Raw genomic sequence first — 24,299 nt, 5'->3', positions numbered from 1 at the left:
TAATCTATGATGCAGCGGTGGTTACAAAAAGGGGTCTTCGCGGTGGTGATGCTGATTATCAGTGCCACCACCTATGCGCAATCCAATCAAATTAGTGATATTCGAGTGTGGTCGGGTTCTGGACATACCCGAGTGGTCCTTGAGCTAAATAAAGATCCTCAGTTTAGTTTTTTTCGTCTTCGTCATCCGGATCGGCTGGTGGTTGATCTAGCGGATACAGATAATCGCGTGACGCTTAGCAAAATCAAAATTTGGGGTAAATTGTTAAAGCGGCTACGCCAGAGTAATCCGCCAAAGAAGCATGATTTTCGCTTAGTGCTCGATCTGTCTCGGCGCGTCAAGCCGGCGGTATTTCCATTGCCGGCGACCAAACAATCAAGCCCACGGTTAGTGATTGACTTGCCTGATAACAGTCCGGCGCCACAGGCAGCTTCCGCTTCAACGGGTAAGCCGGTAAAAACTGAAGCGGTAGCGAGTAAAAATCAGCGTGACATTATTATTGTCATTGATGCTGGCCATGGTGGTAAAGATACGGGTGCGATAGGTCCAAATGGTATCTACGAAAAAAATGTTACGTTGCCGATTGCCAAGCGTCTGGCAGCCTTATTCAACCGTGAAAAAGGCCTGAAAGGGATGCTGACCCGTAACGCAGACTACTTTATTCCACTGGATAAGCGCTCGCAAATTGCGCGTCAAGATCATGCCGATATGCTGATCTCTATTCACGCGGATGGTTTTTCTTCGCCAGAGCCCCATGGGGCATCGGTGTGGGTATTATCGGAACGGCGCGCTAACCGAGAAATTAATCGTTGGTTGGACCAAAGTAAACAGCCGACTGAGCTATTAGGTGGGGCCGGTGAAGTGCTTAAAACAACGCCGAACGACCAATATCTTGCCCATGCCTTATTAGATATGAGCATGGATCACTCAATGAACTCTGGATTTTTGATTGCCACTGATATTGTCAATCAGTTGCGGCGAGTGACCTATATGCATAAAGATAAACCGCAACATGCCAGTCTAGCCGTACTTAAAGCGCCTGATATTCCTTCCATGCTGGTGGAAACCGGATTCATCACCAATCCTAGAGAGGAGCGCGAGCTGAACAATCCACGCCATCAGCAACGGATAGCCAATGCAATTTTTACCGGCGTACGTCAGTATTATCGTCAGCATCCGCCGCTTGGAACCTGGTATGCGTTGCACTATGGAAAAGTGAAATATGTGGTGAAAAGAGGTGATTCATTATCACTTATAGCGAAACACTATCAAACTTCTGTCGATGCACTTAAACAAACCAACCAGTTGAAAAATAATAGATTAGCGATTGGACAGGTATTGATTATTCCGAAAAGCTAATTGGATTGGCAAGAGCTAAGGATGTGTTATGACAATACAAATTTTGCCAGCGCAACTGGCCAACCAGATTGCCGCAGGCGAAGTGGTTGAGCGACCCGCGTCGGTGGTTAAAGAGTTAGTGGAAAACAGCCTTGATGCAGGTGCTAGTGAAATTGAAATTGTCATAGATCGTGGTGGTCATAAACGTATTTTGGTACGTGATAATGGTTGTGGCGTAGCAGAAGCCGAGATCACGTTGGCATTGTCGCGACATGCAACCAGCAAGCTCAGCAGTCAAGATGATCTGGCGCATATTGATACCTTGGGGTTTCGCGGGGAAGCGCTTGCCAGTATTAGCTCGGTGGCCCGTTTGACGATGACATCGCGACCCATGGATCAAGAAAATGCGTGGCAGGCACAGGCCTCTGGACGGGATATGACCGTGGTCGTCACCCCGGCAGCGCATCCGATTGGCACTTCGGTTGAAGTGCAAGACTTATTTTTTAACACGCCAGCGCGGCGCAAATTTTTACGCAGTGAAAAAACTGAATTTAATCACATTGATGAGCAGTTAAAACGGCTCGCTTTAAGTTATTATCCTGTCAGTATCAAGCTCACGCATAATGGCAAATTGCTGCGCCATTATCGCGCGGCAAAAACACCGGAACAATTTGAGCGACGAGTGAGCAGCGTCTTGGGGAAAGGCTTTACTGAGCAGTCTTGGGCGTTAGATAATCAGCATCAATCATTGCATTTTTGGGGTTGGTTAGGCAGGCCGGAAGTAGCTCGAAGCAATAGTGATCATCAGTATTTTTATGTCAATGGTCGGGCTATTCGTGACAAACTTATTTTGCATGCGATTCGCCAAAGCTTTGCGGCCATACTCGATGAGCACGTTTATCCATCGTTTGTCTTATATCTTGAGTTGCCTTGTGATCAAGTGGATGTCAATGTTCACCCTACTAAGCATGAAGTCCGTTTTCACCAAGCACGTTTGATCCATGATTATATTCAAAAAATCATCAGTGAGGTGTTGCATAGTCAATTAGATGGTGCCGATCTGCAGCCGATATCGGAACATTACCATGACTACGGCTCTATAGAGGCGCCATCAAGCAGCGTCGAGCAGTCTCGCGAAGTTCCTCGTGCTGAGTATCAACCGCAGGCGCTGCGTTATACATCAGAAAAACCGGCAGCGTCGCAAGTGCAAGTGCAGCGGCAATGGTTGGATAGCGCCAGCGAATCATTGCCAGCGAAGACGGAGTTAGTCACAGCAGCTCGCATGCGGCCTTTGCAACTGATTGAATCACGTTATTTGTTGGTGGGTGATCAAACGACTCAGCTAGCATTACTTAATCTTGGCCAAGGGTGGCAGCGGTATTATTCTCAGCAATTTCTGCAGCAGTGGGATAGTGGGATCACTCGCGCACCACTGTTGTTACCCCAAAAAATTGCCCTTGAAGCAGCGTCTTTGCGTTGGCTTAAAGAACACCTGAGCGAACTGACTCAGCTTGGCTTTGGACTGCGCGATGAGGGGAAAGCGATCACCGTTTTAGGTACACCTAGTTGTCTGCGCCGCGCCCCGTTACAGCCACTTATTGAAACGCTCTGCAGCCGTTTAATGGCCGAAGATGAGGCACTTCAAACGCCGCTTCATTATTGTCAGCACTTAGCACAGATCGGTGCTTCGCTGCTGCAATTTAACTGGTCGCAGGCACTGGCGATATATCAGCAGCTATTGGATGAACAAACAGCCCAATTACCTGCTGAATTGATGCAAACGATTACGGGATGTCAGCTATTGGAGACACTTAAATGACGGTAAATGCGCCTACCGTGTTAACCTTAATGGGACCCACTGCCTCAGGGAAGACCGCATTGGCCATGCAGCTTTGTGATCGTTTACCGATTCGTTTGATTAGTGTCGATTCGGCCTTAATCTATCGAGGTATGGATATTGGCACGGCTAAGCCAACGCTTAGCGAACAGGCTTTATATCCGCATGATCTAATCGACATTCGCGAGCCGAGTCAAAGTTACTCTGCCGCCGATTTTCGCTACGATGCGCTCATATTAATTGAACAAGCTCATCAGCAAGAACAAATCCCACTGCTCGTGGGGGGCTCTATGCTCTATTTTAAAGCCTTGGTTGAGGGGTTATCCACGCTGCCAACTGCAAATCAAGCGCTGCGTGCGACGATTGCTTTAGAAGCGAAGCAACAAGGTTGGCAGGCTTTGCATCAGCAATTGTTTGATGTTGACCCAATTAGTGCTGAGCGAATCCATCCGAACGATCCTCAGCGATTGATGCGGGCCCTTGAGGTGTTTCGTTTAACTGGCCAAACATTAACTGAGCTCACTGCGCAAAAAACGCCCGAACTTCCCTTTAACATGATACAGTTTGCGATTGCTCCACGTGAACGCGGTATATTACATCAGCGTATTGAGCAGCGGTTTGATGTAATGCTGAATTTGGGCTTTGAGCAAGAAGTCCGCAAGTTAATGGCGTCAGGTGAGCTCAATGCACAACTGCCATCGATGCGCTGTGTTGGCTATCGTCAGATGTGGCAGTATCTCAATGACGAGTATGATTTTGCCAGTATGCGTTTTAAAGGGATTGCGGCTACCCGTCAGTTAGCTAAACGTCAGCTGACTTGGCTACGAAGCTGGGATAATTTGACTTGGCTTGAAAGTGATGACTTACATGCGATTGATAAACTTCTAAATAGATTACCGGAAAACTTGAAAATCCGTCTATAAGGCCTCAAGTTACTGGTATATAATTAAAACTAGATCTTAAAAAACTATAAAAGTAAATTTACTATAAAATAATAAGGAAACCATCAATGGCTAAGGGGCAATCATTGCAGGACCCATTTTTGAATGCGTTGCGTCGGGAACGCATTCCTGTTTCAATTTATTTGGTCAACGGTATTAAGTTACAAGGACAAGTTGAGTCATTTGACCAGTTTGTCATTTTGTTGAAGAACACTGTGAGTCAGATGGTTTATAAACATGCTATCTCAACGGTTGTTCCTGCCCGACCTGTTTCGCATCACTCACCTGAGAACGGCGACAGTTAATTGCGTGTCAGGCGTAAGCCTGACCGATAAGGAGTTTTAAAGCTTGTTTGACCGCTATGAAGCTGGTGAACGGGCCGTCTTGGTACATATTCACTTTTCCAGTGAAGACAACCGAGAAGACCTGCAAGAGCTGGAAATGTTAGTTAGTTCAGCTGGGGTAGAGTCGGTAGCTGTTGTGACAGGACGCCGAAGTACACCTCATCCTAAATATTATGTTGGTGAAGGCAAGGCTGAAGAAATTGCCCAAACTGTCCATCAATATCAAGCCAATGTGGTGATTTTTAACCACGCATTATCCCCTGCGCAAGAACGTAATTTAGAGCGTTTATGTGAATGTCGAGTATTAGATCGTACGACTTTAATCCTTGATATCTTTGCGCAAAGAGCGCGCACGCATGAAGGGAAATTACAAGTTGAATTAGCGCAGTTGAGCCATCTTTCAACTCGCTTAGTTCGAGGTTGGACGCATTTAGAACGACAAAAAGGGGGGATTGGCCTGCGGGGTCCAGGCGAAACTCAACTTGAAACGGACCGTCGATTGTTACGCGCTCGCATTAAGTCTATCTTGGCTCGCTTGGACAAGGTGAGTAAACAGCGTGAGCAAGGGCGCCGAGCCCGTCAGCGGGCAGATCTTCCGACGGTATCTCTGGTTGGATACACCAACGCGGGTAAATCGACATTATTTAATGCGATAACCCAATCAGGTGTTTACGCTGCTGATCAGCTATTTGCGACCCTCGATCCGACGTTGCGCCGTTTTGAGATCGAAGATGTCGGGACCACTATTTTAGCTGATACGGTTGGGTTTATTCGGCATTTACCACATGATTTGGTGGCCGCGTTTAAAGCCACATTACAAGAAACGCGTGATGCACAGTTGTTGCTTCATGTGATCGATTGCAGTGATGAGCGGATGGCGGACAATATCGAGCAAGTACAATTAGTACTTGAAGAGATTGAAGCTGATGACATCGCACAGCTATTGGTCATGAATAAAATTGATCAGTGTGAGGGAATTGAACCACATATTGATTTTGATGAACAAGGGCTACCGCTGCGAGTATGGATGAGTGCTCAGCAAGGGCTCGGGTTGACGTTATTACAAGAGGCGATCAGCCAACGCTTAGCCGGAACCATGGTCGAGGAGCATATTCAGCTGCCTCCGACAGCTGGCAGATTGCGCAGTCAGCTTTATCAGTTAGATGCCATTACTCAGGAAAATCTGGATGAGCAGGGGAATTGGCTAATTGATATTCGGGTTCCCCAAGTTGAATGGCAACGTTTATGTAAGCATCATCACGAACTGCTGTCGAATTTTGTGAATTCGGTAGATAAAGACTAAGGTTAATTCAGAATAAATAGCGGAGAGTCAAATGGCCTGGAACGAGCCTGGCAACAAGGGGAGCGGTAATCGTGATCCTTGGGGTAATAATAAAAAGAATCAGGGGCCCCCTGATCTAGATGCAATTTTAGGGAAGATCGGTCGGCGCTTGATGGGATTATTTGGTGGAAAACCATCAGGTCCAACAAGCTCGGGTGGTCGATCTTTTAATTCGCGTATTCTTCTGGTTGTTGTTGCGTTATTGGTCATTATTTGGGTGATCAGTGGCTTTTACACCATTAAAGAGGCACAGCGCGGCGTATTGCTACGCTTTGGTCAATACCAAAGTGAAGAACTGCCTGGATTACACTGGAAACCTACTTTTGTTGATAGTGTGATTCCAGTTGATGTGGAGTCGATTCGCTCGATCCCAGCATCTGGATTTATGCTTACTGAAGGTGAAAATGTGGTGCGTGTTGAGCTTGATGTTCAATATCGTGTCAGCGAACCTGAAAAGTATTTATTCAGCGTAACGAATGCTGATGACAGCTTGCGTCAAGCGACCGATAGTGCGCTGCGTTATGTTATTGGCCACACAAAAATGGATGACATACTGACCGTAGGGCGTGAAAAAGTCCGTCAACAAACGTGGAAACTCATCGAAAAAATCATCAAACCTTACGATATGGGGGTTGAGATTGTTGATGTAAACTTCTTGCCAGCCCGTCCGCCAGAACAAGTGAAAAAAGCCTTTGATGATGCGATTGCAGCCCAAGAAGACGAACAGCGTTATATCCGTGAAGCGGAAGCCTATCAGCGCGAAGTGCAACCAAAAGCACGCGGTGAAGCGCAAACCTTAATTCAACAAGCCAAAGGCTATCAGCAACAAGTAGAGCTGCGTGCTAAAGGGGATGTTTCACAGTTTGATCAATTATTGCCTGAATATCGCAAGGCTCCTGAGCTGACCCGTCAACGGCTTTATATGGAAACCATGGAATCTATTTACGGAAAAGCATCGAAGATCTTTTTGGATACTAAAGATAGTCACAATATGGTTTATTTACCCATCGATAAATTAATTGAACAGGCGAATAAACGCTCATCTGTGGTTGACTCAAAAAGTTCATCCAATACCTCAACGTCGACTAATACGCCAACAACCCAGAGCAGCTCGAATAGTAGTACCACCACTGCGCCACTGCGCCCTGATGATACTCGAACCGATCGTTATGGGAAGGATTAAACGATGAAACAGTTTTCAATTATTGCCGTTATTGTGGTGTTGCTGCTGGGGTATTCTTCTGTATTTGAAGTGCAAGAAGGATATCGAGGGTTAGTTATTCAGTTTGGCAAAATTAAGCGTAATGCGAAAGGCGACCCTGATGTATATGCTCCAGGTTTGCATGTTAAAGTTCCTCTCATTGATTCGGTGCGTAAATTAGACGCCCGTATTCAGACGATGGACGGTCAACCTGACCGCTTTTTCACCTCTGAGAAAAAAGATTTGATTATTGACTCTTACGTGAAATGGAAAATTACCGATTTTGGTAAGTTTTTGCTGTCAACTGGGGGAAGTATTAATCAGGCCGAATCGCTGTTGAAACGTAAAATTAGTAATGGACTGCGCAGTGAAATTGGTAATCGCACCATTGACGAAATTGTGTCAGGTCAGCGTAGTGCCATTTTGGCCGAAGCGCTTAAAAGCTCAGCGAGTTCATCTGAAATTGGTGTGACCGTATTGGATGTACGCATCAAGCAGATCAACTTACCCAGTGAAGTCAGCGCGAGTATTTTCCAGCGAATGCGTGCTGAACGTCATGCTGTAGCGGCTGAACATCGGTCGCAAGGGCGTGAGCAAGCGGAGATTATTCGTGCTAATGTGGACCGCAGTGTTTTGGTGTTGTTGGCTAATGCAAAACGCGAAGCACAAACTATTCGCGGTGCTGGGGATGCACAAGCGGCCGCAATTTATTCTAAAGCATATAGCCAAGCACCGAAGTTCTTTGAGTTTTGGCGAAGCTTACAAGCTTATAAACACAGCTTTAATTCAGGTTCAGATGTGATGGTCATTCAGCCTGACAGCAGCTTTTTCAAGGTGTTTCAACAAGGTCCTGATGCATTGCAGAAATAGACTGTATGAAGAACCTTTTTATAAAATCCGGCTTCTAGCCGGATTTTTGTTTGATAAAAAAGATTAATTTTTTTGCTTTAATCGTTTTATTCTATCCATGTACTTTTTGTCTAATATCTGGGCAATCCGCCTCCCATCCACGCTCTAAATTTGATAGACTCTATTTTTAATAACTACGCTGAATTTAGAAAATGGGAAAGAATGTAGTCGTTCTCGGCTCTCAATGGGGAGACGAAGGAAAAGGGAAGGTCGTCGATCTGCTTACCGATAAAGCTACCTATGTAGTTCGTTTTCAAGGCGGCCATAATGCGGGTCATACACTAGTCATCAACGGTGAAAAAACCGTACTCCATCTCATTCCATCCGGTATTTTACGTGATAACGTCACCTGTGTGATTGGTAATGGCGTGGTGCTATCTCCTGAAGCCCTGGTTGATGAAATGCAGACGCTAGAAGCGCGGGGTATCCCCGTGCGAGAACGTTTGATCATCAGTGAAGCGTGTCCGTTGATTTTGCCATTCCATGTTGCATTGGATGCCGCGCGTGAAGCTGCTTTAGGTAAAAATGCGATTGGCACGACCGGCAAAGGGATTGGCCCTGCTTATGAAGATAAGATCGCTCGGCGTTGTCTGCGAGTGGGTGACTTATTTGATATGGAGCAATTTGCCGTTAAGCTTAAAGATGTGCTGAGTTATCATAACTTTATGCTAACACATTATTATAAAGCCGAACCAGTTCGTTATGATGATGTACTAGCACGTATGCAAGAGCTGTCAGGTTTATTAACCTCGATGGTGCAAGATGTAGGAAGTTTGCTCGATCGTGCTCGCCGCCAAGGTTTAGGCATTATGTTCGAAGGTGCCCAGGGGACGCTACTTGATATCGATCAAGGGACCTACCCATTTGTGACCTCATCGAATACGACTGCCGGTGGCGTTGCAACAGGCAGTGGTTTTGGTCCTCGTTATTTAGACTATGTGTTGGGGATCACCAAAGCATATACCACGCGTGTGGGTGCAGGACCATTCCCAACAGAATTGTTTGATGAAGTTGGCGAAATGTTGTGTCAAAAAGGTCAAGAATTTGGTGCAACAACTGGTCGCCGTCGGCGCACTGGCTGGTTAGATGCTGTCGCTATGCACCGGGCAATTCAAATTAATAGTCTCTCTGGTTTGTGTCTGACCAAATTGGATGTTCTCGATGGTTTAGAGGAAGTTAAAATTTGCGTTGGCTATAAAATGGCAGACGGTAGCGTGCTCGACATTCCACCCATGGCGGCGGAAGGTTATGAACATGTTGAACCGGTTTACGAGACGATGCCTGGCTGGAGCCAATCTACTTTTGGTGTGAAACGCCGCGATGAATTACCTGCCAATGCGCTGGCTTATATTGCCCGTATTGAAGCGATTCTTGATGTTCCTGTTGATATCATCTCAACTGGACCTGATCGTGAAGAAACTATTATTTTACGTCATCCGTTCGCCTAAATTTTGACGTTGTATGAAAAAGCGGCTCAGTTGAGCCGCTTTTTTTGTCTATATACTTTCAAAATTAAGCGATGATTTGACGGCTGAAGGCGCTAAGGGACACGACATTTTTGATCTCACCTGCCATTGTCTGCAAATTTTGACAGAAATCACCCCTATTTATCGTAATAATCGCATCTATGAGTCAGATCTATCTCTTTCACCAAATGATTAATTCTTTTTCCTTATCAATCAATTAACGAATAACAGATATAGCTTGTCGAATATTTATACAATTTGAGCAGAGAGGTTGCTTGCAAAGGGGGATGAGGCTCCTTAAACTTACTATCGTGGTAAAAAGTGGATCAATGTGGATCTTAACGGATTAGATACTCATGTTACGTGGCGCGAATGCAATTAATCTTGATAGCAAAGGTCGGCTGACGATGCCGATGCGTTATCGTGAGTATTTATTCGAAGAGTGCCAAGGAATGATGGTCAGCACTGTAGATATCACATTGAATTGTTTATTGTTATATCCACTGAATGAGTGGGAAGCAATCGAACAAAAACTGCGTAAATTGTCGAGTATGAACCCGGTTGAGCGACGATTACAACGCTTGCTATTGGGATATGCTGATGATTGCCAAATGGATAAGAATGGCCGGTTGTTGATTTCAGCGCCTCTGCGTTTACATGCGAATTTAGACAAGCAAGTGATGTTGGTTGGCCAGCTTAACAAATTTGAAATATGGTCATCGGAAAACTGGGATATGCAGATTGCCGATGATCTCAGTTCGTCTGATGAAGACGAATTTCTTAGTGATCAGTTGCGGGATTTTTCCTTATAACATGACAGAGCAATTTATACATAAAACAGTGCTGTTGAACGAAGCTGTCGATGCACTCAATATTCAAGCCGATGGCGTTTATGTTGATGGCACTTTTGGTCGAGGTGGACACAGCCGTGAGATCCTTTCTCAATTGGGAGAGGCGGGACGGTTATTAGTGATTGACCGTGACCCACAAGCCATTCAAATCGCCGAGAAGCTGGCTGCAGATGACCCTCGAGTCACTGTGTTAAAAGGACCATTTTCTAAAATTGAGCATTATATACGAGAGCTCAATTTGGCGGGCCTTGTCAACGGGGTGTTATTTGATTTAGGCGTGTCATCACCGCAGCTTGATGATGCTGAACGTGGATTTAGTTTTTTGCGCGATGGGCCACTGGATATGCGTATGGACCCAACGCAAGGACAGTCTGCAGCGCAGTGGCTTGAAACAGTAGAATTTGATGACTTAGTTTGGGTCTTAAAAACCTTTGGTGAAGAACGCTTTGCTAAACGGATCACTACTGCTGTTATCGAACGACGCCAAGTTCAGCCAGTGAGCAGCACGGTTGAGTTAGCGGAATTAATCAGCCAAGCAATGCCGGTTAAAGAAAAACACAAGCATCCGGCGACGCGAAGTTTTCAGGCAATCCGTATTTTCATTAATAGTGAACTTGATGAAATCGATCAAGCGCTGCAAGGTGCAGTCAACATATTAGCACCGCTAGGTCGATTGTCAGTGATTAGTTTTCATTCGCTTGAAGATCGAATGGTCAAACGGTTTATTCGCCATCAGCAAAAAGGTCAGGAATATCCGCGAGGATTGCCTCTAACCGACGCTCAATTAAGTGAAGGGCGAACGCTCAAAGCGATAGGTAAGGCTCGTAAACCGTCGGCGCTAGAGATTGAACAAAACAGTCGCTCACGCAGTTCGGTATTACGTGTGGCGGAGCGCTTACCGTGATGAACATTGCCACCGCACAACCTAGTTTACTTGGCATTATTTTACATGATCTCAAGCGATTTAAGTTGATGTGGGGACTGGTTGTTGTGGCATTGGTTTCTGCGCTGGCGATTGTTGTGGTGACGCAGAATACGCGGTTATTGATTACGCAACGAGCACAGTTAAGTGATCAGAGAGATCAGTTGAACAATGATTGGCGGCATTTGTTAATCGAAGACAATGCGCTCGATGATCACAACAGAATTGAGCAATTAGCACAGAGTAAGTTGCAGATGGTTCATCCACAAACAAAAGATGAGATTTTGGTGACCCCATGAAGCGTGAGTCAAAGTCACCACGGTTATATATCCGCTGGCGTTTTGTTGTGGTATTAGGGTGTATTTCGCTCGTTTTTTTAGCGCTTACAGGACGAGTTGCGTATATCCAAATTGTGGATGCGCAGCAGTTAATTGATCAGGGAAATATGCGTTCTTTACGCACAGAGACAACTCGAGAACCTCGGGGGATGATCATGGATAGAAACGGTAATGAGTTAGCTGTTAGTGTTCCTGCCGAAGCGATTTGGGCTGATCCGAAGTTAGTTCATGATCAGCATAGTTTGCAGCAACGGCGAAAATGGCAAGCGCTTGCTAAAGCACTGCATGTCAGTGAGGTATCGCTGCGCAAGCGAGTTAGCAATTCTAAGCGGCGTTTTGTTTATCTGCAGCGTCAAGTCAATGCCAATTTAGCCAAATACATTGAAGAGCTTAAGATCCCCGGTGTCTATCAAAAAGAAGAGTCGCGACGTTTTTATCCATCCGGTGAGATTAGTGCACATTTGGTTGGTTTTACTAATATTGATGATCACGGTCAAGAGGGGATTGAACGCAGTTATGATAAATGGCTGTCGGGGCGACCTGGTGAGAGGTTGGTTCGTAAAGACCGCTTAGGGCGCACGATTGAAGATATTTCGGTACTTAAACAGCAACAGCCTGGCCATAATATCCAACTGAGCATAGACCAGCGGATCCAAACGCTTGCCTATCGTGCTTTGAAACAAGAAGTAGAAGCAACAAATGCGACTTCAGGCAGTGTAGTGGTACTCGATATTAATACGGGGGAAGTGTTAGCAATGGCTAATAGCCCTTCATTTAACCCCAATGATCGCAGCCAACTGCAAAGTTATCGTTATCGCAATCGCGCAGTGACGGATGCCTATGAACCCGGTTCAACGATGAAACCTTTTGTGATGTTGACTGCTCTTGAAAAAGGTGTGGCCAATAAAAATACAATTATCGATAACCGACCGGGCTATATTCGTATCGACCACCATATTGTGCGTGATGACGAAATTCTCGGAAAAATGAATCTAACCACGATTTTGGAAAAATCAAGCAATATTGGGGCGGCTACTTTAGCTATTCGTTCTGGGATTAATTCAATACTCAATACCTTTTATTCAGTCGGATTTGGCAATGTGTCAGGAACGGGGCTTGATGGCGAATCGACGGGTATTATACCGCAGCGACGGCATTGGTCTGATTTTGAGCTCGCTACATTGGCATTTGGTTATGGTTTAACGGTTACCCCTTTACAGCTGGCTCATGCGTACGCCATTTTGGGGGCAGGAGGGATTGACCGACCTATTTCATTGTTAAAACTCGATCGAGCGCCCCAAGGAAAACGAGTCTTTGACCGTCAGCATACTTTGATGGTGTTAAAAATGCTCGAATCGGTGGTTAGTGACGAAGGAACAGCGCCTAAAGCACGGGTACCTGGCTATCAAGTTGCAGGGAAAACAGGCACTAGTCGCAAAGCCAATGCGGGTGGTTACAGTGATAATTATGTGGCGTTATTTGCAGGTGTTGCACCGGTGAGCAAACCGCGCCTGGCTATTGCTGTTGTTATCAATAACCCGCAAGGGGATCGCTATTATGGTGGTCAGATCGCGGCGCCAGTTTTCTCGAAAGTGATGGCGGGAAGCTTACAATATTTAAATGTCGCGCCTGATGGTACAGGGTTTCGTTTGGTGGCGCTTGATAGCCCTAAGCGTCAGGAGAACGATAATGAAGGTTAAACTAGCCCAATTAATCGCGGGCTGGTTACATCAGCCGTTGCCCGAAACATTCAATGTGGATATCAGTGATCTCTTTATTGATAGCCGTGCTGTGATTCCCAATAGTGTTTTTATCGCTATAGTTGGGGCAACAAGTGATGGTCGCGATTATATTCAAAAGGCGTTGTGTCAAGGGGCCGCTGTGGTGCTCTCGCAAGTTGATGATAAAGCACAGCATGGCCAGATTGAACGCCGAGATGGCGCTGTTATCATCCACTTCTATGGTTTAAAAGAGGCATTAGCGACGCTTGCACAGCGCTGTTATCGCCAATTACCTCGCCATATTATTGGTGTGACGGGTACCAACGGTAAAAGCACTGTCACACATTTGCTCGCTTCCTTAGCTGAACTAAACCATATTCCGGCGGCAGTTATGGGTACGTTAGGTCAGGGGCGTCCCGGTGAGCTTCATGGCGCATTAAATACGACGGCGGATATTTTCTCGGTCTATCGTATCCTCAACCAATTTGCCCTATCAGGTATTGAACTGGTGGCGATGGAAGTGTCATCGCATGGGCTTGTTCAAGGGCGTGTTGCAGGGGTGCCGTTTACGGGCGCAGTGTTTACCAATTTAACTCGCGATCACCTCGATTATCACCACACCATGCAAGCCTATGGTGAAGCGAAAGCACAGCTTATGGCGATGACGACTCGAGGTGTGCAGATCATCAATGCTGATGATGCGTTTGGTCAACAGTTACTTGAACGCTATCCCAATGCAAAAAGTTACGCGCTTGAATGCCAAGCAGATTGGCAGGCAAGCGTGATTGCAATGACCGAATCAGGTTGCCAAATCCGCGTTCATCATCACGATCAACAATGGCCGATTGAAGTGCCACTATTGGGGCAATTTAATGTCAGCAATTTATTAGCCGCGATTGCTTGCTTAGACGAGCTTGGGCTTGTTAGCGACGCATCGCTTGGTGATTGTCTCGCGTTAAAAGCGGTACCGGGGCGGATGGAGCTTTTTTGTGGCCGAACGCAAGTGGTCGTTGATTATGCTCATACGCCAGATGCGTTAGCAAAAGCTTTGCAAGGTGTTCGCAGCCATTGCAGTGGTAAATTGATCTGTATTTTCGGTTGTGGCGGTGATCGCGATCGCGGTAAACGGCCATTGATGGCACAAGCCGCTGAGAACTATGCCGATCAGGTCATTGTCACCAATGACAATCCGCGCAGCGAAGATCCTAGCCTAATAGCTGATGACATTTGCCAAGGGTTTGAACATCGCCAATCGGTAAGCATCATTTTAGATCGTCGCAGCGCTATTCAGGCCGCATTAGCCCAAGCGCAAAAGCAAGATATGATCTTAGTGGCAGGGAAAGGACATGAAGATTATCAAATTATCGGTCAACAGCGACTTGCTTATGATGAGCGTGCGGTGGTTGCTCAATTGTTAGCGGAGGCATCATGTTAACGCTCTTGTTGTCTCAAATTGCACAAATCTGTCAGGGCACAGTTCATGGCAATGATTGCCAGATTAGTTCGTTCTCAACCGATAGTCGGCATATTGCTCCGGAGGAGCTGTTTGTCGCGCTTAAAGGTGAGCGATTCGATGGCCATCATTATCTCCCGCAAGCGGTTGCTAACGGCGCTGGGGCGGCATTAGTTAGCTTGCCGATTGAGAGCAAACTTTCGTATGTTCTTGTTGATGATACCCGTATTGCATTGGGTCAAATTGCCAGTTGGCAACGTCAACAATTTCAAGGTCCGGTTGCAGCGATTACCGGTAGTAACGGTAAAACGACAGTTAAAGAGATGCTTAGTTTCATCTTGGCTAGTCATTATCAGGTTCTCTTTACGCAAGGCAATTTTAATAACGATATTGGTTTGCCGCTGACCTTGCTGCGTCTACAGCCCCATTATCAAGCGATGGTGTTAGAGCTGGGTGCTAATCATGCTGGCGAAATAGCTTATACCGCAAAGATTGCTCATCCCAATGTAGCACTAGTAAATAATGTCGGTGATGCCCATATTGAAGGTTTTGGCAGTCGTGATGGGGTCGCTCATGAGAAAAGTGAGATTTTAGCTGCCCTGCAAGGGCAAGGCTGCGCAGTATTTGAATCAGATAGCCCTTATCAGACGCTGTTTCGCCAAAAGGCGGGAACATCGCAATGTGTGACCTTTGGCTTAGATGATAGTGCCGATGTGCAGGCGCAAGATTGCCAGCGTCTGAAGGATGGCTGTTATCAGTTCAGTTTATGTTTTGCTCATCAAAGCGCGCCCGTTGTGTTAAAAACTGCAGGTTTGCACAATGTCAAAAATAGCTGCGCCGCCGCTGCGATGGCACTGCAAATGGGGGTTGAATTAGCCGTTATTGCTCGTCAATTAAGTGAATTTTTAGGAGTCGCGGGTCGTTTAAGGCGGCTCAAATTAGCAGAGTCAATGACCTTATTTGACGACACTTATAATGCCAATCCTGCATCGTTTATGGCCGCGTTAGAGGTATTAGTACAAAGTCAGGGACGGGCAATTTTAGTGGCTGGCGATATGGGGGAACTGGGCGAGCAATCGCTGTTCGCTCATCAACAATTAGGTCGCGCTGCGGCGAAGCGCCAAATTGAGCTTATGGCAACGGGGACATGGATGAAACAGGCTGTTGCGACGGCTGGGCATTTAGGGCAGCACTATCCAGATCAACCGCTACTCGCCCAGGCATTGTTGAATCGTTTAGAGGATATTCAACAGCAAGGATGTGAATGCGTGGTCGTGGTCAAAGGGTCACGTGCTAGTCAAATGGAAAACGTCGTTCAATTTATACAACAACACTTTAATAAGGTTCATCAATGTTAGTTTGGTTCGCGGGATATTTAGAGCATTACTACCGCGCTTTTGCGTTATTCGACTATTTGTCTTTTCGGGCGATTATGAGCCTTTTAACAGCGTTGACGTTTGGCTTATGGCTTGGGCCAAAAGTAATTCGTCGCCTACAACAATTACAAATAGGACAAACGGTTCGAAATGATGGGCCAAAAACGCATTTGAGTAAATCAGGCACCCCAACCATGGGTGGATTGATGATCTTAGCGTCGGTATTTTTATCCACATTGCTATGGGCCAAACTGGATAACAGCTATGTGTGGATCATGCTTTATGTCATGGGTAGCTTTGGCTTGGTTGGCTTTGTTGACGACTATCGAAAAGTCGTGCGTAAAAATACCGATGGATTGATCGCCCGCTGGAAATATTTTTGGCAATCAATGATCGCCTTAAGTGTGGGCCTGTTTATCTTCTTTAATGCGGACAGTCCTGCCCAAACTCAGTTGGTATTGCCATTTATCAAAGAGCTGATGCCACAGCTGGGCTGGCTGTTTATACCGTTAACTTATTTTGTCATCGTCGGTAGCAGTAACGCGGTTAATCTGACCGATGGCCTTGATGGCCTTGCCATCATGCCCAGCGTGATGGTTGCCAGTGCGTTTGCACTGTTGGCGTGGTTGACTGGGAATAGTCATTTCTCTGAGTACTTGTTCATTCCCTACGTGCCACAGGCTAGTGAGCTGGTGGTGGTTTGTACGGCTTTAGCTGGTGCAGGACTTGCATTTTTATGGTTTAACACCTATCCGGCGCAAGTGTTTATGGGGGATGTAGGGTCGCTCTCCATTGGCGCTGCTTTAGGAACTGTGGCGGTGTTGGTTCGTCAAGAGTTTTTGTTAGTGATTATGGGAGGCGTGTTTGTGATTGAAACTGTCTCTGTGATTTTACAAGTTGGATCGTTTAAGTTACGCGGCCAACGTATTTTTCGGATGGCGCCAATTCATCATCACTATGAGTTAAAAGGCTGGCCAGAAACCCGCGTGATTGTGCGTTTTTGGATTATTTCGTTAATTTTAGTATTAATTGGTCTAGTGACCTTGAAGGTTCGTTAAGGTGAGGCTTTTGTAATGGTGATTCATCCAACACAGCAATATGGTGTGATTGGGCTCGGGCGTTCTGGGCTTTCAACGGTTGAGTACCTGTGTCAACACGGGGTCACGCCATTGGTCTTTGATACGCGTGATACGCCGCCATTAGCAGCAAAACTGCCGGATGGGGTTGCGCTATTAACTGGCGAGCTTACTAGCCATGAAGATGTTCTCAGTGGGCTAGATGTATTGATCGTGGGGCCTGGGCTGAGCATTCGTACGGATCTTTTTAAACGACTTAAACACCAAGGCAAGTCGGTGATTGGTGATGTGGAACTATTTGCTGGTGCGGTTGATGCGCCGGTTATCGCAATTACTGGCAGCAATGGTAAAACGACGGTGACCACCTTAGTCGGTGAGATGGCTCGTGAAGCAGGGATTGAGGTTGCTGTCGGTGGGAATATTGGAACTCCGGTATTGGCGTTACTTGGGCAACATGCCAAGCTGTATGTACTGGAACTGTCTAGTTTTCAATTGGAAACGACAGACAACTTACGTCTGCGTGCAGCAACTGTGTTAAATGTTAGTGCTGATCATATGAATCGCTATCATGACTTGTCTGATTATCGCGATGCCAAGCTGCGCATTTATCAGCATTGTCAGTGCTGCATTGCGAACGCGGATGATCCACAAAGCTGGCCGAATGCTGAGGTTGATTCATTGCAGCTGTTTTCTATCGAGAAAAAAGCAGATTACTGGATCAATGAATCAGAGTCGGCACTGATGATTGGCGATGAGTGCTTATTGCATTGTCAATCACTCAAAATGAGCGGTCGCCATAATTGGGCCAATGCGTTAGCTGCATTGGCGTTGGGCGATGCAGCTGGGATAGCGCGCGAGGCGATGATCCGCACTTTGAAACGTTTTTCTGGATTAGCACACCGCTGCGAGACCGTGGGCTATCATCAAGGCGTCCGTTTTATTAATGATTCTAAGGCAACCAATATTGGTGCGACTATCGCGGCTCTACAAGGCTTTGCATATGAGTCTGGACAGACTTGGTTGATAGCGGGAGGTGATGGGAAAGGGGCTGATTTTAATGAATTATCGCCTTGGTTAGCACCGCTTGCTGGTCTTGTGGTGTTTGGCCAAGATGCGGCACGTTTACAACAGGTTTGCCCACGTGCCAAACGAGTTGATGATTTGCCACAGGCGTTAAGTTGGTGCGTTGCCAAGGCCCAGAAAGGCGACCGCGTGTTACTCTCTCCAGCCTGTGCAAGCCTAGATATGTATTCAGGGTTTGAGGCCCGAGGAGAGCACTTCCGGCAATTGGTGGAGGCGTTATGAAGCTTAGGTTGTGGCCAACAGCACTGCAACGTTCGCTTTTATGGCTGCGAACCCCAGTGGGTTCAGAGAGTAGCCGTCTTTATGATCGCTCGCTGTTGTTACTAGCGATTGCACTATTGTGTTTAGGATTAGTGATGGTGGCGTCAGCATCGATTGCTGAGAGTATGGCATCGCATCATAGTCCGTTTATTTTTGTCCGCCGTCATGCGGTTTATGTCGTGATCTGCTTGCTGGCAATGGCCATCACCGTGCAGGTTCCGGTGGAATTTTGGAAACAACATAACGCCAAATTTTTACTGGCAACCATGCTCGGTTTGGTGCTGGTGTTAGTGGTGGGGCGCAATGTCAATGGGAGTTCCCGCTGGATTGGCATTGGACCGCTGAATATTCAACCTGCCGAGTTTGCCAAATTGGCGCTGTTTGCTTATCTAGCTGGGTATCTAGTTAGACGCCATCAGGAGATTCGGGATAGCTTGAAAGGCTTTTTAAAACCGCTGGCCGTGTTGTGTGTGATGGCTTTATTGATCCTCGCTCAGCCTGATTTAGGCACGGTGGTGGTGATGTTTGTGGCAACCATTGGCATGTTATTTATTGCGGGAGCGAAGCTGATTCAGTTTTTTGGCCTGATTATTAGTGGCTCGGTGGCAGTGGTTATCTTAATTGTGACAGAGCCCTATCGAATGGAGCGGGTGACCTCGTTTTTAAACCCTTGGCAGGATCCATTTGGCAGTGGCTACCAATTAACCCAGTCATTGATGGCGTTTGGCCGCGGTCAGTGGTTTGGTGAGGGGCTCGGTAATTCGGTTCTTAAGCTTGAGTATTTACCTGAAGCGCATACCGATTTTGTGATGGCGATATTAGCCGAAGAATTAGGGTTTGTGGGCGTTTGTGTGGTGTTAGTGCTTTTAAGTTGGCTTTCCTATAAAGCGGTTGCTATTGGTCGCAGGGCACTGCAAAGTGAGCGACCATTTGAGGGATATTTGGCCTGTGGGATCGGTTTTTGGATCGCATTTCAAAGTGCAGTCAACATTGGTGCTGCTTCCGGCATGATGCCGACCAAAGGTCTGACGTTACCTTTAGTAAGTTATGGTGGCTCGAGTTTATTAGTGATGGCAATTGCCATTGGCTTATTGTTAAGGATTGATTTTGAATGGCGTCAAGACGATCAACAGGCGCACCGTCGGGAGGGCGAATGAGTTATCAAACGCCACATTTGTTGGTGATGGCCGGTGGAACCGGGGGACATGTTTTTCCTGGCTTAGCCGTGGCGAAAGTGATGCAGTCTCGAGGGTGGAAAGTCACTTGGCTTGGCACTGCGACTCGTATGGAAGCTGATATCGTTCCGCGCCATGGTTTTGATATTGAGTTTTTGGATATTCAGGGCGTACGAGGCAATGGTTGGCGTCGTAAATTAAGTGCACCTTGGAAGATTTTTTGTGCGTTGTTACAGGCGCGTCGTTTGTTGAAGCGATTACAACCGACGGTCGTGTTAGGGATGGGTGGTTTTGCTAGCGGTCCAGGTGGCTTAGCGGCTAAATGGTCAGGTATTCCGTTGATCATTCATGAGCAAAATGCGGTGGCAGGCATGACTAATCGTTGGCTTAATCGATTTGCCAGTTGCAGCTTGAGTGCATTTCCTGAAACATTGCCCGGAGCGATTCAAGTTGGTAATCCGGTTCGAGATGAGATTTTACAGGTTGGTCAGAGCGCGCGGATTTTTACCTCACGGATGAACATATTAGTGGTGGGTGGCAGTTTGGGTGCTCGGGTACTCAATGAACAATTACCGGGTGCGATCCAATCTTGCGCTAATTTGGCGTTGCAAGTGCGCCATCAAGTAGGCAGCGGCAATGCTGAAAACACTTTACAACGTTACCGAGCATTGGGCGTGACCAATGTTCATGTTGAAGAATTTATAGATGATATGGCTCAAGCGTACCGCTGGGCCGATCTGGTGATCTGCCGTGCTGGGGCATTAACAGTGAGTGAAATAGCAGCGGCCGGCTTACCCGCGATTTTTATACCACTGCCGCATGCTGTGGATGATCATCAAACTCGCAATGCTTGCTATTTAGCGGATCATCAGGCGGCGAAGATTTTGCCGCAGACAACGTTAGATGCATTGCATCTAAGTGAATTATTACAAGAGCTGGCAATTCCTTCTGTGCGTGAAGTGATGTCCCGTCAAGCACTACAATTAGCTGTCGGTGATGCCGCACAACAAGTCGCTGATGTGTGCCAGCAATGGATAAAAAATGAGTAAAATAATGACCAAAGTTGAGTTAGCCAAATTACGTTTGATGATTCCAGAGATGCGCCGAGTCAAACGTATCCATTTTGTTGGAATTGGTGGTGCAGGAATGGGTGGTATCGCCGAAGTGCTTGCCAATGAAGGCTACCAAATTAGTGGCTCAGATCAGCAACATAATGCCATGACTGAACGCTTAGAAGCACTCGGTGCTAGCGTGTTTTATCAGCACCAAGCCAGAAATGTGGACGGTGCCAGTGTGGTGGTCGTCTCCTCAGCGATTCACGAAGGAAACCCTGAGGTGGCTGCGGCTCGGCAGCTGCGCATTCCGGTTGTGCGCCGGGCCGAAATGTTAGCTGAACTGATGCGTTATCGCCATGGTGTGGCGGTAGCGGGAACCCATGGGAAAACGACGACTACGAGTTTAATTGCTTCGATTTATGCGCAGGCCGAACGCGACCCAACCTTCGTAATTGGTGGGTTGCTCAACAGTGCTGGAACCAATGCACGACTTGGCTCGAGCCGCTACCTGATTGCTGAAGCTGATGAGAGTGATGCATCCTTTTTGCACCTACAGCCGATGATGGCCGTGGTGACTAACATTGAAGCTGATCATATGGACACCTATTCGGGTGATTTTAATCAGTTACAAGAAACCTTTATTAAATTTTTACACAATTTACCTTTTTATGGTGTGGCCGTGGTTTGTGGTGACGATCCCGTCGTCGCGGCATTGGTGAGCCGAATTGGACGACAGGTGATCACCTATGGATTTTCAGACGGCGTCGATGTACAGGTCAGTGAATTTAGTCAAACCGGTGACCGATGCTGGTTTAAAGTGATCCGCCAAGGCGCAGAGCCGTTGGCCATCGAACTGGCAATGCCAGGGCGACATAATGCGCTGAATGCGGCAGCAGCTGTGGCTATTGCCAGTGAAGATGGCATTAGCGATGAATATATCATTGCCGCATTGAATAATTTTCAGGGGATCGGACGACGTTTCCAGCAATATGGTGAGTTTGAGACTGGGCGTGGGAGCGCTATCTTAGTGGATGATTATGGCCATCATCCAACGGAGGTCGCCGCAACAATTGCCGCTGCCCGTCAAGCATGGCCTGAGCGGCGGCTGGTCATGGCCTATCAGCCTCATCGGTACACCAGAACACGGGATCTCTACGAAGATTTTGTTGAAGTGTTAAGTCAGGTGGATCAGCTGTTACTGTTAGAAGTATACAGTGCGGGCGAAGATCCGATCCCAGGGGTGGATAGCCGTGCTTTGTGCCGTTCGCTACGTCAGCGCGGATTAGAACCGATTTATGTAAAAACGCCCGCTGAACTGCCACTACGATTAGCAGAGATTATTGAAGGCCAAGATCTTGTCATGACTCAAGGTGCTGGCAATATTGGTATGCTTGCTCGGCAATTAGCAGAACTTGGATTAGATATCGAAAAAATGAAAGAGTTCTCGGATGGTTGCTGAAATAAAGTCAGTAAAAGGGGTATTTGCAGTAAATTTTAAGCATAAAGCATTACTACAGGCATTTAAAGGGCCTAGTACTGACGCTATAATGGTCAGCTTTGGTTACAGGATAAATAGGTGCGATTAGCTGGGCTTATACGGTCAAAGCGATTACGTCTGCCGGTGTTGGTGAATGGCCAAGTCGATAAATGCTATATAGCGGGCATGGCATTTTTTCTCGCGGTGGTACTTGGACTAAGTGCTGTGTGCCTGAAAATATACAATCAACTGAGTAATAGTCAGTTGGTCCCGATGACTTCGATTTTGATCTCGGGTTCTCGGCATTATGTGAACGATAGCGATCTGCAGCGAGCGCTGCAGCAAGTTCGCCATTCAGGGAATTTTTTTACCTTGGATGTGAATAAGGTGCAAAAAGCGTTGCTGGCATTACCTTGGGTCAAGACGGTGAGTGTCCGCAAACAGTGGCCCAATAAATTACGGCTGTATCTGCAGGAATATCAGCCCGTCGCATTTTGGAATAATGCGGCACTATTAAATCCGCAAGGGACTATTTTTGATGCTCCAACGGATCGGCTGGATAAGCCATTGGTGCATTTATATGGACCGGATGATTGTGCAGCTGAGGTGCTAGAGGCATATAAGCAGATGCAGGAGATGCTGAAAACGCTACAGATAGGAATTACTTCAGTCACATTGGATGCGCGTCATTCATGGTCACTGACGTTAACGAATGGGATCGAGGTACGCATTGGCCAGCGCGACCGGATCAAGCGATTGCAGCGGTTTATTAGTTTGTATAACCAACTGCATCCAGAAAAGATGGCCTATGCTGACCTGCGTTATAGCAATGGTTTAGCAATAGGCTGGAAGCAGCAACAGGATTCAACGGCGAAATGACCAAAACGACAGATAAAAATCTCATTGTTGGACTGGATATTGGCAGTTCGAAAGTCGCAGTACTGATAGGTGAAGTGCTGCCTGATAACCAACTGAATATCATTGGGGTTGGCTCCCATCCGTCTAAAGGCATGGATAAAGGTGGCGTTAATGATCTAGAAGCGGTCGTTAAGTCAGTGCAGCGAGCGGTTAACGAGGCGGAATTGATGGCCGATTGCCAGATTAGCTCGGTGTATCTTGGTGTCTCAGGCAAGCACATTAGCTGCCTGAACGAAAAAGGTATGGTGCCTATCAATGAAGATGAGGTCACTCAAGACGATGTTGACAATGCGATTCATACCGCTAAATCAGTTCGGCTCAAAGATGAGCATCGTATTTTACATGTTTTGCCGCAAGAGTTTGCGATTGATTACCAAGAAGGTATTAAGAATCCGATTGGTTTGTCTGGGGTTCGTATGGAAGCGAAAGTGCATCTGATTACCTGTCATAATGATATGGCGCGCAATATTGTCAAATGTGTTGAGCGCTGTGGTTTAAAAGTCGACCAGTTAATTTTTTCGGCGCTAGCTTCTGGCTATGCGGTGTTAACTGACGATGAAAAAGAGTTAGGAGTCTGCCTGATTGACATCGGGGCCGGTACGATGGATTTGGTGGCCTATACAGGTGGGGCATTACGTCATACTACGGTCATTCCCTATGCTGGGAATGCGGTCACGAGTGATATTGCCTATGCGTTTGGTACACCACTCAGCGATGCTGAGAATGTCAAAGTGCAATATGGTTGTGCATTAGGCCAATTGGTTAGCCGCGATGATACGATCGAGGTACCAAGTGTCGGTGGGCGTCCGGCGCGAAGCCTGCAACGACAAACATTGGCCGAAGTCATTGAGCCGCGTTATAGCGAATTATTGGCGATGGTGAAATCTGAATTGGATGAGCTCCGTGATCGCTTGAAAAAGCAAGGTGTGAAGCACCAATTAGGCGCAGGGGTCGTTCTGACTGGCGGCGCCGCTCAGATGGAGGGCATCATTGAGTGCGCAGAACAGATATTGCAATGTCAAGTCCGAGTCGGTCAACCAGAACGAGTCGCTGGTTTGACTGAATATGTTCAAGCATCAACTTATGCAACTGCAGTTGGGTTGCTTCATTATGGCAGAGAAAATCGCCACGAGCGCTTTACTGACGAGAAGTCGTCAGGATCTGTCAGTAGTTTATTGAATCGGCTGAAAAGCTGGTTCCAAGGCGAGTTTTAAT

Annotated in this window: 21 protein-coding genes; all 21 read left to right on the top strand. The window is 46.8% G+C overall.

Translation table 11 applies throughout. The annotated features are described in order from the left end of the window. Window positions 1-6 precede the first annotated feature (6 nt). The 21 genes from ABUE30_RS07070 to ftsA all read left to right on the top strand — a co-directional run bounded on the left by ABUE30_RS07070 (window position 7) and on the right by ftsA (window position 24,298). Window positions 7-1,359, top strand: coding sequence for an N-acetylmuramoyl-L-alanine amidase (locus ABUE30_RS07070; RefSeq protein ID WP_408623018.1), 1,353 nt, complete (start codon window positions 7-9; stop codon window positions 1,357-1,359). A 28-nt stretch (window positions 1,360-1,387) separates the two neighbouring features. After that, window positions 1,388-3,157: a DNA mismatch repair endonuclease MutL gene (mutL, locus tag ABUE30_RS07065; RefSeq protein ID WP_408623017.1), complete on the top strand. Its 1,770-nt coding sequence runs from the start codon at window positions 1,388-1,390 to the stop codon at window positions 3,155-3,157. Continuing rightward, window positions 3,154-4,098, top strand: a complete 945-nt coding sequence (gene miaA, locus ABUE30_RS07060; protein ID WP_408623016.1) for a tRNA (adenosine(37)-N6)-dimethylallyltransferase MiaA — start codon at window positions 3,154-3,156, stop codon at window positions 4,096-4,098. The genes mutL and miaA overlap by 4 nt, the downstream gene beginning before the upstream one ends. A gap of 86 nt (window positions 4,099-4,184) precedes the next feature. After that, complete coding sequence (gene hfq / locus ABUE30_RS07055) at window positions 4,185-4,421, top strand: RNA chaperone Hfq (protein ID WP_408623015.1); 237 nt, start codon at window positions 4,185-4,187, stop codon at window positions 4,419-4,421. A gap of 43 nt (window positions 4,422-4,464) precedes the next feature. Continuing rightward, window positions 4,465-5,763, top strand: coding sequence for a ribosome rescue GTPase HflX (gene hflX, locus ABUE30_RS07050; protein ID WP_408623014.1), 1,299 nt, complete (start codon window positions 4,465-4,467; stop codon window positions 5,761-5,763). A 31-nt stretch (window positions 5,764-5,794) separates the two neighbouring features. Beyond that, window positions 5,795-6,985 (top strand): FtsH protease activity modulator HflK, encoded by a 1,191-nt coding sequence (hflK, locus tag ABUE30_RS07045; protein WP_408623013.1) that lies wholly within the window; start codon window positions 5,795-5,797, stop codon window positions 6,983-6,985. Between the two features lie 3 nt (window positions 6,986-6,988). After that, window positions 6,989-7,873: a protease modulator HflC gene (gene hflC / locus ABUE30_RS07040; protein WP_408623012.1), complete on the top strand. Its 885-nt coding sequence runs from the start codon at window positions 6,989-6,991 to the stop codon at window positions 7,871-7,873. A gap of 191 nt (window positions 7,874-8,064) precedes the next feature. Continuing rightward, complete coding sequence (locus tag ABUE30_RS07035) at window positions 8,065-9,360, top strand: adenylosuccinate synthase (protein WP_408623011.1); 1,296 nt, start codon at window positions 8,065-8,067, stop codon at window positions 9,358-9,360. 374 nt (window positions 9,361-9,734) lie between these two features. Further along, complete coding sequence (gene mraZ / locus ABUE30_RS07030) at window positions 9,735-10,190, top strand: division/cell wall cluster transcriptional repressor MraZ (protein ID WP_408623010.1); 456 nt, start codon at window positions 9,735-9,737, stop codon at window positions 10,188-10,190. 1 nt (window position 10,191) lies between these two features. Beyond that, on the top strand, window positions 10,192-11,133 hold the full coding sequence (rsmH, locus tag ABUE30_RS07025) for a 16S rRNA (cytosine(1402)-N(4))-methyltransferase RsmH (RefSeq protein ID WP_408623009.1): 942 nt from the start codon (window positions 10,192-10,194) through the stop codon (window positions 11,131-11,133). After that, window positions 11,133-11,450, top strand: coding sequence for a cell division protein FtsL (ftsL, locus tag ABUE30_RS07020; protein ID WP_408623008.1), 318 nt, complete (start codon window positions 11,133-11,135; stop codon window positions 11,448-11,450). Before rsmH ends, ftsL begins: the two co-directional genes overlap by 1 nt. Further along, window positions 11,447-13,189, top strand: a complete 1,743-nt coding sequence (locus ABUE30_RS07015; RefSeq protein ID WP_408623007.1) for a peptidoglycan D,D-transpeptidase FtsI family protein — start codon at window positions 11,447-11,449, stop codon at window positions 13,187-13,189. The genes ftsL and ABUE30_RS07015 overlap by 4 nt, the downstream gene beginning before the upstream one ends. After that, window positions 13,179-14,645 (top strand): UDP-N-acetylmuramoyl-L-alanyl-D-glutamate--2,6-diaminopimelate ligase, encoded by a 1,467-nt coding sequence (locus ABUE30_RS07010; RefSeq protein WP_408623006.1) that lies wholly within the window; start codon window positions 13,179-13,181, stop codon window positions 14,643-14,645. Before ABUE30_RS07015 ends, ABUE30_RS07010 begins: the two co-directional genes overlap by 11 nt. Then, a complete protein-coding gene (locus tag ABUE30_RS07005; RefSeq protein ID WP_408623005.1) occupies window positions 14,639-16,021 on the top strand; it encodes a UDP-N-acetylmuramoyl-tripeptide--D-alanyl-D-alanine ligase in 1,383 nt (460 codons plus the stop codon). Before ABUE30_RS07010 ends, ABUE30_RS07005 begins: the two co-directional genes overlap by 7 nt. Next, window positions 16,015-17,097: a phospho-N-acetylmuramoyl-pentapeptide-transferase gene (gene mraY / locus ABUE30_RS07000; protein WP_408623004.1), complete on the top strand. Its 1,083-nt coding sequence runs from the start codon at window positions 16,015-16,017 to the stop codon at window positions 17,095-17,097. The genes ABUE30_RS07005 and mraY overlap by 7 nt, the downstream gene beginning before the upstream one ends. A gap of 15 nt (window positions 17,098-17,112) precedes the next feature. After that, a complete protein-coding gene (gene murD, locus ABUE30_RS06995) occupies window positions 17,113-18,420 on the top strand; it encodes a UDP-N-acetylmuramoyl-L-alanine--D-glutamate ligase (RefSeq protein ID WP_408623003.1) in 1,308 nt (435 codons plus the stop codon). Next, window positions 18,417-19,616 carry a cell division protein FtsW gene (gene ftsW / locus ABUE30_RS06990; RefSeq protein ID WP_408623002.1) on the top strand — a complete coding sequence of 400 codons (1,200 nt, stop codon included), beginning with the start codon at window positions 18,417-18,419 and terminating at the stop codon, window positions 19,614-19,616. The genes murD and ftsW overlap by 4 nt, the downstream gene beginning before the upstream one ends. Next, window positions 19,613-20,683, top strand: coding sequence for an undecaprenyldiphospho-muramoylpentapeptide beta-N-acetylglucosaminyltransferase (gene murG, locus ABUE30_RS06985; protein ID WP_408623001.1), 1,071 nt, complete (start codon window positions 19,613-19,615; stop codon window positions 20,681-20,683). Before ftsW ends, murG begins: the two co-directional genes overlap by 4 nt. 4 nt (window positions 20,684-20,687) lie before the next feature. Next, window positions 20,688-22,148 (top strand): UDP-N-acetylmuramate--L-alanine ligase, encoded by a 1,461-nt coding sequence (gene murC, locus ABUE30_RS06980; RefSeq protein WP_408623200.1) that lies wholly within the window; start codon window positions 20,688-20,690, stop codon window positions 22,146-22,148. Between the two features lie 117 nt (window positions 22,149-22,265). Further along, complete coding sequence (locus tag ABUE30_RS06975; RefSeq protein WP_408623000.1) at window positions 22,266-23,045, top strand: cell division protein FtsQ/DivIB; 780 nt, start codon at window positions 22,266-22,268, stop codon at window positions 23,043-23,045. Then, window positions 23,042-24,298: a cell division protein FtsA gene (gene ftsA, locus ABUE30_RS06970; protein WP_408622999.1), complete on the top strand. Its 1,257-nt coding sequence runs from the start codon at window positions 23,042-23,044 to the stop codon at window positions 24,296-24,298. The genes ABUE30_RS06975 and ftsA overlap by 4 nt, the downstream gene beginning before the upstream one ends. Window position 24,299 lies beyond the last annotated feature (1 nt).

It is taken from the genome of Celerinatantimonas yamalensis, from assembly GCF_046054155.1.
GTDB lineage: Bacteria > Pseudomonadota > Gammaproteobacteria > Enterobacterales > Celerinatantimonadaceae > Celerinatantimonas > Celerinatantimonas yamalensis.
The sequence above is the reverse complement of the archived record's forward strand: the minus strand, read 5'-3'. Positions and strand labels throughout refer to the sequence as shown.